Genomic DNA, 12,707 nt, shown 5'->3' with positions numbered 1-12,707 from the left:
ATGAGCAAGCAAAGCAAAGATCAGCAACCGCCGTCGGCAGTGTCTTCCGGCAGCAAGCAGGCGTCGGAAGATCAGACCGGGCCTGACGGACAGGATCCGAAAGCGACCTCATCTGTGACGCCGAGCGCGGGCGACAGCCAGCCGTCGTCGCCAGCCGGGTCGCCCGCGACAACCGACCCGACCCCGCCGGACCCTGCCAAGACCAACCCGATCAAACCGGACGTCGTTCAGCCGGCCGCCACCGATACCGCGACAGGCAAACCGCGCACCGGCCGGGACACCACCGACACGTCGGCGGCGTCTAGCAGTCCCAGCACGGCTGGCGACACGAGTTCCGTCGGCGGCTCCCGGCCAGCCGGAAGCGCCAAGGCGGATAGCCTCGAAACGAGCAGCGCCAGGTCCGATGGCAGCAACAACGCCGGCAACCATAACGCCGGCAATAACAGCGCCGGCAACAAGACAGATAGCGTCAAGACAGAGAGCTTTAAGACGGAAAACCCCGGCAAGAGTGACAAGCCTGGCGCGGCAGCGACGAGTGGTGCCAAGGCGTCGGCTTCCAGCGCGGCTGGCAAGTCCGCTACCGCGAAATCCACGAAGAACGGCACCCGTGGCCAATCGAGCGGTCCGACCTCGGCGGGCGGAACGCAACCGCCGGCAGGCGGCGGCTCGGCCTCCGGCGGCGGAATGCGTGGCAACGGCGCCAAGCTGGGGTTGCTGGCCTTGATTCTGGTCATCGTGCTGGCGATCGTGGTGGCTGTCGTCGGCTATCGGGGATGGCAGAAAATTCAGCAGCAGCAGACCCAGTTGAACCAGGTCGGCGCCAACAGCACCACGCTCGACCAGCTCGAGTCGAAAGTCGGCGAGCTCGACCAGAATCGCCAGCAGAACCTGAAAATGATGCGTGGCGAGTTCGATCGATATCGCCAGAAGCTCGATGACACGCTGGACAAGGTGCTCAAGGAGCTGGCGCAACAGCAGCAGGCCGACCCGCGGGAATGGCTGCACGCCGAGGCGGAGTATCTGCTGCGCCTGGCCAACCAGCGCTTGCAGCTCGAGCGCGATGTCAAGGGTGCCAAGGCACTGCTGAATGCCGCCGACGAGCGCCTGCGCGAGGCCGACAACCCGGCGCTGGTGCCGATTCGGCGCGCCATCCAGTCCGAGCTCGCATCGCTCGATTCGGTGCCGGACATCGATCGTACCGGGCTCTATCTGGCACTGATGGCACAGCAGGAACAGCTCGCCCGGCTGCCGTTGAAGCAGGATATCGAAGAGATCGCCGCCGGCAAGGGCGACGCCAAGCCGACCGGCGGCTGGCGTCAGCAGTTGGCAACGCTCGGCAGCGAGCTCAAGGATCTGGTAACCGTGCGTCGTCACGATCAGCCGCTCGAAGCGCTGATCACCCCCCAGCAGGAGTCCTACCTGCGACAGAACGTGCGGTTGTTGCTCGAGCAGGCGCAGCTGGCACTGCTGAAGTCGGAGCCCAAGCTGTATCAGGCCAGTCTCGACAAGGCGCTGGAACTGGTCGAAGGCTACTACGCCACCGACAACGACGGGGTGACCAACTCCATCGACAAGCTCAAGAGTCTTCGCGACAACCAGGTTCGCCCGGAACTGCCGGACATCAGCGAATCGTCGCAGCTGCTCAAGCGTTTCATCGAACAGCGCTTCGGCAACGGCGGCTCTCAGGCTGGCGGTTCACAGAACGGCGATTCGCAGAACAGCGATTCGCAGAATGGAGGCGCACGTAACGGCGGCTCGCAGAATGGCGGCGGACAAAGCGGTAGCTCGACCGACGAATCGGCACAGGGAGAGGGCGCATGAGAAAGCTGATCCTGCTGATCGTCTTCGGTCTGGCGGTCGGCGCGCTGTTCGGGCAGCTGATGCAGTCGCTGCCCGGCTACTGGTTCATTCGTGTTGGCGACACTTCCGTCCAGACTTCGTTCTGGTTCGGCTGCGTCCTGTTGCTGGCCGCTTTCCTGATACTCCATTTCCTGCTGCGCGCGTTAATGCGTCTGCGTCGGCCGGTGAGCCGGCTCAAGGTTTGGAACAGCCGCACCCGTCATCGCACGGCGATGAAACGCACCGTTCGCGGATTGGTGGCGCTGGCGGAAGGTCGCTGGAAGCGAGCCGAGAAGTCGCTCACCAAGGCCGCCGACGATTCCGGCACGCCGCTGGTCAACTATCTCTCCGCGGCGCTGGCGGCGCACTATCAAGGTCGTTACGAGCAGGCCGACGTGCTGCTCAAGCGGGCGCACCACAGCACCGAAGGCGCCGATACGGCGGTGGGGCTGGTGCAGGCCCAGCTGATGCTGGATCGCCAGCAGTTCGAGGAAGCCCTGGCGACGCTGACGAGGCTGGAACAGCAGCTTCCGGAGCACCCGCAGGTGCTCAAGCTGCTCAAACAGGCCTATCTCAGCGTCAATGACTGGGATGGCATGCGTCGCCTGCTGCCGCGTCTCGACAAGCACCGCCTGATCACCGAAGACGAGCGTCGCGAGCTCGACCAGCGGGTCTATCGCGAGCTGCTGGTACAGGCCGCGTTGCAGGAAGGCAATCTGCAGCGGGTGCGTTCGTTGTGGGCCGACATGCCGGACAGCCTGCGCAGCGATGTCGAGCTGGTCGGGCTCTACGCCGAAGCGCTGATTCAGGGCGGCGAAGAAGGCGACGCCGAGCGCCTATTACGCAACGCGCTCAAGGAGCATTGGGATACGCGGCTAGTGCTGCGCTACGGGCTGCTCAACGTCGACGCCGCACGCCAGCTGGTCTACGCCGAGAAATGGTTGCAGGAACGTCCCAACGATCCGGATCTGCTGCTGACGCTGGGCCGGCTGTCGCTGCGCAACGCCTACTGGGGCAAAGCGCAGGAGTACTTCGAGGCTAGCCAGCGTCAACGTCCGAGTGGGGTCGTGTGTGCCGAGCTCGCCCGGCTCTATGCCAATCTCGGTGATCACAGCAAGAGCCAGCTCTACTACCGGCAGAGCGTGACGCTGCTCGACAAGTCGCTGCCGGCACTGCCGCAGCCCAGCGACATGACGCGCTGATCCCGATCTCCGATCGATTGCTCTCCTGGGCGCCTGCGGGCGCCCTTTTTTGTGTGTAATGGACCGCTTCAGGCCGGCTCAAGGAGGACGTTTATGCATTACGGCATCGATGTCGGTGGCACCAAGACCGAAATCGCGATCTACGACCGTGACTGGCAGTGTCTGGATCGCTGGCGTGAGCCGACGCCGGCGCAGGATGGCGAGGCTTTTCTGACAATGCTGACCCGGCTGGTCCAGCAGGCGGATGATCGCTGTGGCGGCCAAGGTACGCTGGGGCTGGGCTTTCCGGGTGTGCTCGACGAGCAGGGCCATCTGGTCGCGGCGAATCTGCCGGGGCTGCGCGCCTGGGCGCTGGAAACGACGCTGGCAGCACGACTGGATCGCGCTTTCGTGATCGAAAATGACAGTCGCTGTTTCGTGGTCTCGGAAACCGGCCCCGGCGGTGCGGCGGAAGGTCAGCGGAATGTCTTCGGCGCGATTCTGGGGACCGGCGCCGGCGGTGGCGCGATCGTCGAGGGGCGGCTTCTCAAGGGCGGCGGGCGGTTTGCCGGAGAATGGGGGCACCTGCCACTGCCGGCCGCGGCGGCCAAACGTTACGATCTGCCGTTGCTGTCCTGTGGCTGCGGCCTGGAGGCCTGCCTGGAAGCCTATATCGCCGGGCCAGGGTTAGTGAGATTGCATCGTCATTTCGGTGGCGCGTCGGTATCCGCCGAACAGTGGCACCAGGCCTGGGAGGCGGGCGAGAAATCGGCGCAGCGCGCCCGCGACTGTCATCTGGATCTGGTGGGCGGGGCGTTGGCCAGTGTGGTCAAGCTACTGTCGCCGCAGGTGATCGTCGTCGGCGGCGGCCTGTCGACGATGGATCGATTCGTGGAGGCCCTGTCGGGCGCCATCGCCGAGCACCTGTTTGCGGGCGTCGAGGTACCCGAGGTCGTGCGCTCTCGTCTGGGCGATGCCAGCGGCGTTCGCGGCGCGGCCATGCTGGGTGCGGCCGCCTCGGCGGGGAATCCTGTTGTCGGCGGCCATGAAAAAGGCCGCCCGTAGGCGGCCTGTTTAGCTTGGATCTGATGATCGTGCTTCCGGCTTAACGCTCGTCGCCGTTATCGCCGTCGACGTCATCGTGATTCGGCTTGCGATGCGTTTCGTCTTGCGCACGGGATTCGGTCGTCGAACGGCTTTCGCCCTCGATCGCGTTCGGCGCGTCGGTTTGATGCGCCTTCGGCTGACCGGCGGGACTGCCGTCGATCGTGAAGTCCTCCTGCATGATGCGCAGATTGGCGGGCGCCGCCGAGCCGGTGCGATCCTGGCCGAAGTAGAGCGTGGTATGCGGGAACGGAATCTCGATACCGGCCTTGTCGAAGTAGAGCTTGACCAGCCGATTGAACGCTCGCCCGACGCCCCACTGATCGCCCGGGGTGGTCTTGATCACCACGCGAATGTTGACCGAGCTGTCGGCGAGGGCGACGACCCCGGCTACCGTCATCGGCGCCAGCAGTTTGTGCCCATGCTCTTCGCTAGCCTGGAGGTCATCGAAAGCGGCCTGCAACTGTTCGATGGCGTAATCGATGTTCTCGCGATAGGCGATGCCGTATTCGCCCACGTGGTTGCCGAACTCACGCATGAAGTTGGAAACGGTATCAACCGACGAGAAGGGCACGATGTGGTAGGTGCCGGCGAGATCGCGGATGGCCACCGAGCGAATGCTGACGCGTTCGGCGGTGCCGGTGATGCCGCCGGCCGTGACGACATCGCCGGTATTCATCGCATTTTCCAGCTGGATGAATACCCCCGTGATGACATCCTGCACCAGCTTCTGCGCACCGAAACCGATGGCCAGGCCCAGTACGCCGGCGCCGGCGATCAGCGGCCCGATATTGATGCCGATCTGAGACAGAATGATCATCACCGTCATGATGATCAGAGTGATCGCCAGCGCGTTGCGGAACAGGCTCATCAGCGTCTGCGCGCGTGCGGTGGGCGCGCCGCCGCCGGTATCCGGATTGAGGAAGTTCTCGATCAGGCTGGCCAGACCGACCCATACGATCGCGGCCACTATCAGAATCAGCAGAACCTGGACCACCGTCGCGATGGTGTGTGAACCGGCATCGCTGACGTACCAGGCAGCAAGATCGAATGCGCCCCACGCATCCAGGGTGTACATCACCACGGCGATCAGGATGATCGCGCGGATGATCTTGAGCAGCGTCGGGATGTAGGAGTTGAGCCGCGACTCCAGCATCGGCAGACGCTGACGAAGCTCGTCGGAAAGGTTGATGCGACGCCCGATCAGCTGAGTCAGGATGCCGGAAACGAGCATGCCGATGCCGATGTAGATAATGGTCTTGAGTGTTGCCAGCAGCACGAATGGCAGTGCCGTCTCGGGATGCAGCAACGTGACGGCGAATACCATGACGGCGTAGAGCAGGGCAATGACATGCCAGATGCGCGCCAGCAGACGAAGCGCCACGCGAGACGCCGACATCTGAGCTGCCTCGGCCTTGGTCATGATCATGTCACGCACGCCAGCGCGATTTTTCAGGATGACGATGACAGACCAGACCAGCGCAATGAGCATGATCAGCACACCAACGGCCTTGCCGAAGGCCGGCGACAGCGTGGTATTGAGGATCGGAACCACCACCAGCATGCCGTAGCCGACGAAGCCCGCCAGCGTCGCCAGGAATCGGTTGCAGTAGCGTGCCTGAGCGGCCTCGATCGATACCAGACGTAGCCCTTCGTGACGCGAGGAGAAAAGTACGCGCAGTGCGCATTTGAAGAGCTCGATCAGCAGGAACGCGTTGAGGAACAACGACAGACGAGTATCGAGATTGCCGCTTTCGCCGACCAGGAACGTCGCGACCAGATTGCCGGCCACGTAGGCCAGCACGACGACGATGATGTCGACGATGGCCGCCACCAGCACTGACAGGATCACTCGCAGCAAATGACTGCGTCCTTCGCCCTGCAGCGCCCAGTGGCTGAATTTGGAGAATAGCGGGCTGGCGATCCGGCGCAGGATCAAGAACGCCGCGACCGTGGCGATGATCACCAGCGCGAGGTCGATCGCGGCGCTGACGAAGTCGCTCATGCTGAACGAAGGCCCACTGCTGGCCGCGGCATCGCCGCTACCGAAGAAGCCACCGACCATGGCGACGATGCTGGTGAACTGTCCACCGATATCGCCCGCGATGTGACTGGTGGCCTGCGCCATCCGACGAGGAAACGAGACCGGTATTTCGGCGCTTTCTTCGCTGTCGGCAGTGGCGGTCGATTCCGTGGCGGGGCTACCCTCGGCGTTGGCCGCGCCCGACTCCTGATCACGGCTTTCAGCGTCGCTACTGCCTTGAGTCTCGCCAGCCGACTCCTGTTGCGAGGCCAGCTGTCTCAGCTGGTCGATCAGGGCCTGACGCGATTCGGAATTTTCCAGCAGGTCCGCCATGGTGGAATAGGCGGGGCCATCCTTGGCACTTTGCCCTTCGGAGCCGCTATCCTGAGCGAACACCGGGGCAGCAAATACCAGTAATAACAGCAGTAGCCAGCGACAGAGCCAGCGATCGGGGCGAAGGACTATCAAGCTCCAACCTCCTTGTTTTATGAGCGGATCGATTTGACGGCATGTTGCCAGCCTAACCATCGTTAGGGTAACACTTTCTGGCAGGGGAGAAATTCCGAACCCCAGACGAATGGCGATCCTGTCAGACTAGCCGGCCTGGTCGGGATTTCCACATGCGAGACCGTCGCGCTGTTCGCCCGGAAACGGGACTATCGGTTGGAAAATCAAGGCTGGATGAAGAGCTCCGGCGCCTATCGAAAGGTGACGGTCACGATGACTATCTGATGACCGCAAGCGATACCGGGACCGTACCGATGAATCCGCGGCGGATGACGTTGCTCGCCCCACGACGCTGATAAAGTTCATGCTCGACGGGCGATGTCTAGCCATCTGGCGGCTGGGATATAGTGGCTGATAATCGAGAGGGCGATTGATCGAGAGGTCGGCGCGATGCGATCCGGTTCGGTCGGCTGACAGCGGCCTCGCCGCCGTCAACGTTCTCTCCCTGTCTACCGCCGCCAACCAATCAGGGGCTGCCATGAGTTCATCTTCTTTTGCCGAGCGCATCGAGCAGGCCCCCGAACTGGTCGTCGAGGCCGAAGATCGACTGGCGCAGCAGGATTTTGCCGGTGCCATCGCCTTGCTGGAGCCGGCCTTCCAGGCGGGTGCCGACAGTCCTGAACTCGTCGCGGCGTTGCTGAAGGCCTACGAAGGCGCCGGCGATAGCGCCAAGCGGGAAATGACGATGGCCGTCGCGTTGGAGAAAACTCCCGAGTCGCCGCTCAAGCTTCGGATCGCGTATGCCGAAGCGGCGATGACGAGAAAGGACTGGCCGGCGGCCATCGAAAGGTGGCAGTCGATCATTGATCGTGACGAGGCATTCCCTCCGCAGATCTACCTGCGCCAGGCGCGCGCCCTGCTGGCGGCCGAACAGTTCGCTGAGGCGCTTCGTGTGGTGAATCTGGCACTCGAGAAGCAGCCTGGGAACACGACCCTCGCCGATCTCAAGAACGTCATTGCCAGCCACAAAGCGAAGAAGTTTCAACTGGCGGCGCACAAACTGGCGGCGCCGATCGCGATACGCTGGGAGGTCGACGAGGGCCAGAAACAGATTACGAACCTCGAGTCATTCCGCCACTATCGAATCCGCGGTTGGGTCGACGCTCGCCAGGATCAGCGGCCGGAACTGATCGCCTCGACTCATGCAGGGACCGACACCCTCGGGCTTACCGCAGTCGAACCGAGCGCGCCCTATCAGGAAGCGGGCTGGATGTTCGAGCACACTTTCGATCTCTCTCGCGGTCTGACGCTCGGCGTCAGGCTCGAGGGCGGCAAGGCCTATGAATGCCTGCGCTTTTCTCTGGCCCCGGTCATGGAAGTCATCGAGGGCCGTGAAGGGTGGCTTTTTCTGGCCAACGACACCAACGCGAGTATCGATCAGTTCACCGGCAAGCGGCTACTGACGGACGACGAGACTCATCAGTGGCACCGTTTCAGTGCAGAGCTCGCGCCACTGCAACAACAGCGCTCTCTGTTGTTCCTGATCGCCAATTCCAAGGAAAAGGTCCGGCCGGAATATTATCCGTTCGAGAAGGCCGATATCACGACCACCGAGCAGGTGTCGGCCATTCTGCAACAGGCGGAAGTCGATTACGCCAACCCCGTCGCGGCGATGCAGGCCGTATCGGACAGTTACTATCAAACGGATACCCATTGGAGTGGGCGTGGCGCCTATCTCGCGTTCGTGGCCTGCATGCGATACTTCGGCCTCGATGACGATTTCGACTCGCTCTACGATTTCGAGCAGCGCGAGCTGGTCGGCGATCTCGGGTCCAAGATCGATCCTCCCGCCAAGTCGCTATCGACCGCCGCCGTCTTTCAGGAGAAAAGCGGGGTCGCCTGCCGTTTTTCCAACCACCTGCCTGGCACCGGTAACATCACGATCTTCAAGAACTCCCGGCCGCGGTATACCCGCACGCTGCTGATCTTCGGCGGCTCTTCCTCGAATGCCGGCGGGTTCGCGCTGCTGTTCGCGCACATATTCCAGCGAGTCGTCGTGATCAATCTGCCGGGCAGTTATGTGCAGGAGATCGTCGATCACGAGGCCGCAGATTACGTGATTCTGCAGACCAACGAGCGCTACCTGGCAACGCCGGGCCGGATTCTCGAGACCCTGGATGATGCCAATCTCGACGGTGCCCTGCGGGGCATATCGGCGTCCGAGAGAATCAAGCTGCTGGAGCGGATGAATCGTTACGCGCCCTGCGAGCCTTATCACAGCTTCATGACGGCACTGCTGGCGCCGAGTGAAGCTCTATCGACCTGATGATATCGCTGCACGCATAGCCGTCAGTGGAGGAAGAGATGATGCTGAAAGTCACGCTGGATCTACGTTGCAACGTCTGCGGTGGCGGGCGATTCCTGCTGCCGACACTGAGCGAGGCATCTGAAGACATTCGCTGCGCCGATTGCTCCGCCTTCAAGTGCAAGGGCAACGACCTGGAGCGGGTCATGTCTGCCCAGCATCGAAAATCTGCCATGGCTGCGGTGGCCTGAGACAGCGAGTAGAGGCCATCGCGCGAAGGTCATGCTTGGCCTGAGTCGCTCGCGGTACAGACACAAAAAAAGCACCCGATCGGGTGCTTTTTCATGTTTGGTGGAGGCGGGGTCCACTGAAAAGCTCGTCTATGCATCAGTTAATAAAGCATTTTTCATAATGCGTGATCCGGTGTGCCCCCAGATATGCCCCCGTCGAGGGAGGTATGTAAGGATGGGGCGAAACAACCCACCCTTTGCCACCGTGTAAGAGATACGGGCGCCAAATAGGGGGCGCACAGTGTGCGTACCCTCAAGGGCGCGATTTCAAATCGCACCCTTCCACCGCGTGTATGCCTACATGATCGATCGCCACAATGGAAAAGGACTCCGAGATGTTTGTGTCGTTGAGAAGTCGGCCAGCCGCCGAACTAAACCGCTGGTTCTCAAGTAGCGCGGCGTGAAACTCTTTGACCCTCCGCCCTTCTGCAGCTTGTGGCCATAGCTCGTATAGGCGCGGGTAGCCGGGGGCATCGTTGCTCAGTTCGGAAGGCGTATAGGTATGCCCTTGATCGACTCGGAGGGGGGCGAAGTCATTGGCGCGTTGATAGATGAAGGCAATCACTCTGCCCTCTGACGAGCTCCACCCCGCGTGAATGACGATGAGATCGGCCACATCCGTTGCGACGGGTATCTTCACGATCTCGCGCAAAGCGTCAGGCGCCCATTGGGCAACTTCACTGATATCACCTTCGGGCATGGCTGCAAGGCGAGCCCTCCAAAGCATTGCGTGCAGGAAGGAGCCGGCGGCGCCGACAACCATCTTCCTGTCGTGGCATAAGTGCAGCTTCTCCACTGACTCGGGGAGTTCCTTGGACGTCGACGCTAACGCGTGATCTTGAGACATCCAGGCGCGCTCTGCTGTAATCGTGAGGTTAAGCGTGGTCATGGTGCAGACCTCTGCCCGATGTTCAGCCGGCCGCAAATTGGTGTGGCGGCGCCCACAGCGACTTTTGCCCAAAGCCCGTATGAGCCTGGCACTAGAGAAGCTGCGTATGCTGCTGCTGCCGCCATGCCTATCTGAAGCACTGCGGAAGTGATGCTGTCGTCCCGCGGCGTGCTCACGATCGTCAGCTCGCCCCCGCTCAGTGGTTCATCCCAGCGACAACGTGGAAACGGTTGCCCATTCCACTGGACACTTACCGACTCGACGACATTGGGAATGATCCGGTTCACGGTCTCGCCTTCGGAGACGTAGGCCTCTACGGTGTCAGCTCGCAGGGGATTGGGGCGGGCGACTATTCTGATATCCGGCATCACAGCACCTCGTGCGATCGGTAGGGGTTCAGCAGCAGATGAAACGTGGCGTTCTCGTACAGCGCCCGGTCATTCTGCCGCTCGCGATGCTCGTACAGGTCGCCGACCAGCAGAAGGACGGCGGCGCGCACGGGCGCCGGCATTGGCTCGGGCAGGTCATCGCCAAGGTAGCCGGCTACGTGGCCCTCAGCGGCCGCCAGCAGCCCGGTAATGTAGGCGTCGTCGTAGTCCTCGGGGATTCGGAGATGGTCCTTTGCTTCCTGCAGCGTGACGGTCGTCATATGAAATACACCTCAGTTTCGATATCGGCGGGCTCCTCAGCCCCCTGGGCGGCGCCCATTGCCATCGCCAGCGCCTGAATGCCGTCGATGCGCCCGGTTCGCCGCGACTTGTCCAGCTTGCGAGCGCCGGCCGGATCGGTGACGGCGACGGCGTTGGCCGCGCACATCGTCAGCACCGGGTGATTGCCGTGGGCAATGCGACCGTTCAACAGCTCGGCCTCGAGCGCATCAAGTGCCGGCGCCATATCTCGGAAGCCTTGGCCGTGCGGTACCAGCGGGAGCTCGATACCAAGCCGGTCGAGCTCCTTACGGAAGATGTCGATTCGCCAGCGGTCGAAGGCCAGCGCGTGCAGATCCACGTCCTGCAGAATGTCCGCCAGCTCGGCGGCCACTGCCTCATAGTCCACGGTGGCACCGGGCGTGGTACGAAGCAGCCCTGAACGCGCCCACACGTCATAGGGCGCCCGGTCTGCCTTGGCGCGGTCGAATAGCCCCTGCTCTGGCGTCCAGAAGTACGGGCGCACCTGCCACACGCCGCCGACCTTGCCCACCAGCACCAGCGCGGTGAGGTCGGTTCGGGCCGACAGGTCTAGCCCGCCATAGACCGGGCCATCGAATGGCTCGGGTGTCTCGGCGCAGCCAGCCCATACGTCCGGGCTGATGAACGGGCTATCCAGGCTCACGCGCTGATTCAGCAGTAGGTTACGGGCGGTGTTCGACATGCTCGGCATCCGCTCGGCCTGCGCCATCTGCTCGCGCATATCGTCCTGACTGCGGAAGATGCCAAGCGCTGGATTGGCAGCCTTCCACGCCTCCTCGTCCATCAGGTCGCAGCCTTCGGGCGCGGCGTAGAGTCGGCAAACCGTGCGCGGGTCTTTCGAGCGCAGGGCGTCGTCGATCCATTGGCTCAGCAGGTCGGCATCGTTCGCTGCCTGCGTGCTGATCGTGATCAGTAGCGGGCTCTCGTGGGCGCCTTGGCTGGTCGTGATCGCGTCCACGAAGTCGGACTGTGGCCCGCGCACCTGGCCCACCTCGTCGAGGATGGCCAGCACCGGCGACAAGCCGTGCGCCGTCTTGCCATCGGCCGCCAGCGCCTTGAACTCGGTATTCATCGTCAGCCCGATGAGGCGCTTGCCACTGGGCACGATCCTCACGATGCGGGATAGCTCGGGCGACTGCTGCACCATCTTCGACGACAGGTTGAACACCAGCGCCGCCTGATCGCGGCTCAGCGCGCCGGAGACGAGCTGGCTATTCTGCTTCGCCTCGGGCCCCACCAGGTGGGCCAGTAGCAAGGCGGCGATCAGCCCGGTCTTGCCGTTTTTGCGGCCCACCGACAGGATCGCGCGCCGCGTGCCGGCCGGGTTGTCGTAGATGTCGCGGATAAACCGCTGCTGGAAGTCCGCCAGCACCATCGGCTTGCCAACGCCGGCACCTTCAGGCGTGACGCAGTAGCGCTCGATGAAGCGAATCACGCGATCGGCGCGAGTCATTGCAGCGCCCTCGGAATTAGGTCGTCGTCATCGTCGATACCCTGGCGGGCGCCACGCTCGAGTGCTGCGCCCTTATGGATGTCCTGCGACTTGCCCACCACGCTGATCGTATCGACCTTGAGTTGGCGGGCCATTGCCAATGCTCGCCGGCTCACCTTGTCCAGCAGTGTGCAGGCCGGGTTGATTTGATCGCCTAGAATCATGCCGTTCTCGTCGATGTAGGCCTCCAGCTCGGCGATATCGCCATAGGCGCGGGCCAGTTGCCCGGCCAGCATCAGGTCGGCTTCGGTCCACGTGTCACGCGCTCGAGCGGTCACGATGGCGTCCCACGCCGGGCGGTCACGGTCGCGCACGCGCACGAATGCCGGCGGCTCGATCGGCCCCATAGACGCGGCCTGGGCAGCCGTCACAGCGGCCTTAGCGCTGTCGGATCGATGGCGGCGTGGCGTGGATTTCATGGCAGTTACCGATAAAAGCGACCTTTGGC

Annotated in this window: 10 protein-coding genes; 5 read left to right on the top strand and 5 right to left on the bottom strand. The window is 62.8% G+C overall.

The annotated features are described in order from the left end of the window. From ACUN9V_RS13410 to ACUN9V_RS13400, 3 genes are all read left to right on the top strand, one after another. The gene (locus ACUN9V_RS13410; RefSeq protein WP_445511750.1) at positions 1-1,821 is read left to right on the top strand and encodes a uroporphyrinogen-III C-methyltransferase; all 1,821 of its coding nucleotides are present in this window, start codon (positions 1-3) and stop codon (positions 1,819-1,821) included. Beyond that, positions 1,818-3,041 carry a heme biosynthesis HemY N-terminal domain-containing protein gene (locus ACUN9V_RS13405; RefSeq protein ID WP_110693152.1) on the top strand — a complete coding sequence of 408 codons (1,224 nt, stop codon included), beginning with the start codon at positions 1,818-1,820 and terminating at the stop codon, positions 3,039-3,041. Before ACUN9V_RS13410 ends, ACUN9V_RS13405 begins: the two co-directional genes overlap by 4 nt. Before the next feature lie 93 nt (positions 3,042-3,134). Then, positions 3,135-4,085 (top strand): ROK family protein, encoded by a 951-nt coding sequence (locus ACUN9V_RS13400; protein WP_445511749.1) that lies wholly within the window; start codon positions 3,135-3,137, stop codon positions 4,083-4,085. Between the two features lie 40 nt (positions 4,086-4,125). On the opposite strand, the gene ACUN9V_RS13395 is transcribed toward ACUN9V_RS13400, so the two are convergent. After that, the gene (locus ACUN9V_RS13395; RefSeq protein WP_445511748.1) at positions 4,126-6,615 is read right to left on the bottom strand and encodes a mechanosensitive ion channel domain-containing protein; all 2,490 of its coding nucleotides are present in this window, start codon (positions 6,613-6,615) and stop codon (positions 4,126-4,128) included. 517 nt (positions 6,616-7,132) lie between these two features. Between ACUN9V_RS13395 and ACUN9V_RS13390 the strand changes: the two genes are divergently transcribed. Together ACUN9V_RS13390 and ACUN9V_RS13385 are read left to right on the top strand one after the other, a co-directional pair. Next, positions 7,133-8,920, top strand: a complete 1,788-nt coding sequence (locus tag ACUN9V_RS13390) for an alginate O-acetyltransferase AlgX-related protein (protein ID WP_445511747.1) — start codon at positions 7,133-7,135, stop codon at positions 8,918-8,920. A gap of 38 nt (positions 8,921-8,958) precedes the next feature. Then, complete coding sequence (locus ACUN9V_RS13385) at positions 8,959-9,150, top strand: hypothetical protein (RefSeq protein WP_110693148.1); 192 nt, start codon at positions 8,959-8,961, stop codon at positions 9,148-9,150. A gap of 292 nt (positions 9,151-9,442) precedes the next feature. Here the strand turns inward: ACUN9V_RS13385 and ACUN9V_RS13380 are convergent, their stop codons facing one another. The 4 genes from ACUN9V_RS13380 to ACUN9V_RS13365 form a co-directional block, all read right to left on the bottom strand. Next, positions 9,443-10,078 carry a hypothetical protein gene (locus ACUN9V_RS13380; RefSeq protein ID WP_342596066.1) on the bottom strand — a complete coding sequence of 212 codons (636 nt, stop codon included), beginning with the start codon at positions 10,076-10,078 and terminating at the stop codon, positions 9,443-9,445. A 367-nt stretch (positions 10,079-10,445) separates the two neighbouring features. Continuing rightward, positions 10,446-10,727 carry a head-tail connector protein gene (locus ACUN9V_RS13375; RefSeq protein WP_342596067.1) on the bottom strand — a complete coding sequence of 94 codons (282 nt, stop codon included), beginning with the start codon at positions 10,725-10,727 and terminating at the stop codon, positions 10,446-10,448. After that, positions 10,724-12,220 (bottom strand): terminase large subunit, encoded by a 1,497-nt coding sequence (locus ACUN9V_RS13370; protein WP_445511746.1) that lies wholly within the window; start codon positions 12,218-12,220, stop codon positions 10,724-10,726. The genes ACUN9V_RS13375 and ACUN9V_RS13370 overlap by 4 nt, the downstream gene beginning before the upstream one ends. Beyond that, positions 12,217-12,678: a hypothetical protein gene (locus ACUN9V_RS13365; RefSeq protein ID WP_342596069.1), complete on the bottom strand. Its 462-nt coding sequence runs from the start codon at positions 12,676-12,678 to the stop codon at positions 12,217-12,219. The genes ACUN9V_RS13370 and ACUN9V_RS13365 overlap by 4 nt, the downstream gene beginning before the upstream one ends. Positions 12,679-12,707: the final 29 nt, after the last annotated feature.

Source organism: Salinicola sp. V024 (assembly GCF_052645315.1).
The sequence above is the reverse complement of the archived record's forward strand: the minus strand, read 5'-3'. Positions and strand labels throughout refer to the sequence as shown.

Excerpts from the sequence above, each read along its gene's own strand:
- ACUN9V_RS13390 (WP_445511747.1), top strand. The coding sequence starts at position 7,133 with ATGAGTTCATCTTCTTTTGCCGAGCGCATCGAGCAGGCCCCCGAACTG.
- ACUN9V_RS13370 (WP_445511746.1), bottom strand. The coding sequence starts at position 12,220 with ATGACTCGCGCCGATCGCGTGATTCGCTTCATCGAGCGCTACTGCGTC.
- ACUN9V_RS13365 (WP_342596069.1), bottom strand. The coding sequence starts at position 12,678 with ATGAAATCCACGCCACGCCGCCATCGATCCGACAGCGCTAAGGCCGCT.
- ACUN9V_RS13400 (WP_445511749.1), top strand. The coding sequence starts at position 3,135 with ATGCATTACGGCATCGATGTCGGTGGCACCAAGACCGAAATCGCGATC.
- ACUN9V_RS13380 (WP_342596066.1), bottom strand. The coding sequence starts at position 10,078 with ATGACCACGCTTAACCTCACGATTACAGCAGAGCGCGCCTGGATGTCT.
- ACUN9V_RS13405 (WP_110693152.1), top strand. The coding sequence starts at position 1,818 with ATGAGAAAGCTGATCCTGCTGATCGTCTTCGGTCTGGCGGTCGGCGCG.
- ACUN9V_RS13385 (WP_110693148.1), top strand. The coding sequence starts at position 8,959 with ATGATGCTGAAAGTCACGCTGGATCTACGTTGCAACGTCTGCGGTGGC.
- ACUN9V_RS13375 (WP_342596067.1), bottom strand. The coding sequence starts at position 10,727 with ATGACGACCGTCACGCTGCAGGAAGCAAAGGACCATCTCCGAATCCCC.
- ACUN9V_RS13410 (WP_445511750.1), top strand. The coding sequence starts at position 1 with ATGAGCAAGCAAAGCAAAGATCAGCAACCGCCGTCGGCAGTGTCTTCC.